Here is a 1,066-nt window from a genome sequence, read left to right on the forward strand (position 1 = left end):
TCGGCGCAGTCGCGCTCGATCGGCACGGCCATCTCGCAGCGGCGACATCGACGGGCGGCATCACCAACAAGCAGCCGGGGCGCGTCGGCGATTCGCCGATCATCGGCGCGGGCTGCTACGCGGACGACGCGACCTGCGCGGTCTCGTCGACCGGCACCGGCGAGATGTTCATCCGGCTCGCGACCGCCTACGACGTGGCCGCGCAGATCGCGTATCGCGGCGTATCGCTCGGCGAAGCCGCATACGACGCGGTGATGAACAAGCTGCCGCGCATCGCGGGCCGCGGCGGGATCATCGCGGTCGATGCCCGCGGCAACGTCGCGATGCCGTTCAATACCGATGGCATGTATCGCGGCTATGCACGCGTCGGCGAGGCGCCCGTCACCGGCATTTATCGCGACGACGCGGCCTGATTCCGCACCGCATGGAGACCCGCATGGCTTCGAACCGAAATCCGTCCGGCCTCGTGCTGCCAGAGCAGCGCGTCATCTCGGTCGACGACCTGTCGGTGACGTTCAGCCGCGAAGGCGCGACATTCGACGCGGTGCGCGGCGTGTCGTTTCATGTCGATCGCGGCGAGACGCTGGCGATCGTCGGCGAATCCGGCTCGGGCAAGTCGGTCACGTCGCTCGCGCTGATGCGGCTCGTCGAGCATGGCGGCGGCACGATCGCGGGTGGCCGTATGCTGTTCCGGCGGCGCAGCGGCGCGGTGATCGATCTCGCGCAAGCCAGCGCGGCGACGATGCGCAGCGTGCGCGGCGCCGACATCGCGATGATCTTCCAGGAGCCGATGACGTCGCTGAATCCGGTGTTTACGGTGGGCCACCAGATCAGCGAGGCCATCGCGCTGCATCAGTCGAAGAGTGCGTCCGGCGCGCGTGCGGAGGCGTTGCGCCTGCTCGATCTGGTGCGCATTCCCGAAGCGCGCCGGGTGTTCGAGCGTTATCCGCATAAGTTGTCCGGCGGGATGCGTCAGCGTGTGATGATCGCGATGGCACTGTCGTGCCGGCCAGCGCTCCTGATCGCGGACGAGCCGACCACCGCGCTCGACGTGACGATCCAGGCG

General features: G+C 68.5%; 2 protein-coding genes. Both read left to right on the plus strand.

From position 1 onward, the window contains the following. Positions 1-413, plus strand: a 413-nt coding sequence (locus tag KH616_RS25320) for an isoaspartyl peptidase/L-asparaginase (protein WP_292255341.1), incomplete at its 5' end; no start/stop codon positions are given. Positions 414-436: 23 nt separating this feature from the next. After that, positions 437-1,066 (plus strand): ABC transporter ATP-binding protein (locus KH616_RS25325; protein ID WP_292255345.1); only part of this gene is annotated, 630 nt, incomplete at its 3' end.

Source organism: Burkholderia sp. (assembly GCF_018375725.1).
Lineage (GTDB): Bacteria > Pseudomonadota > Gammaproteobacteria > Burkholderiales > Burkholderiaceae > Burkholderia.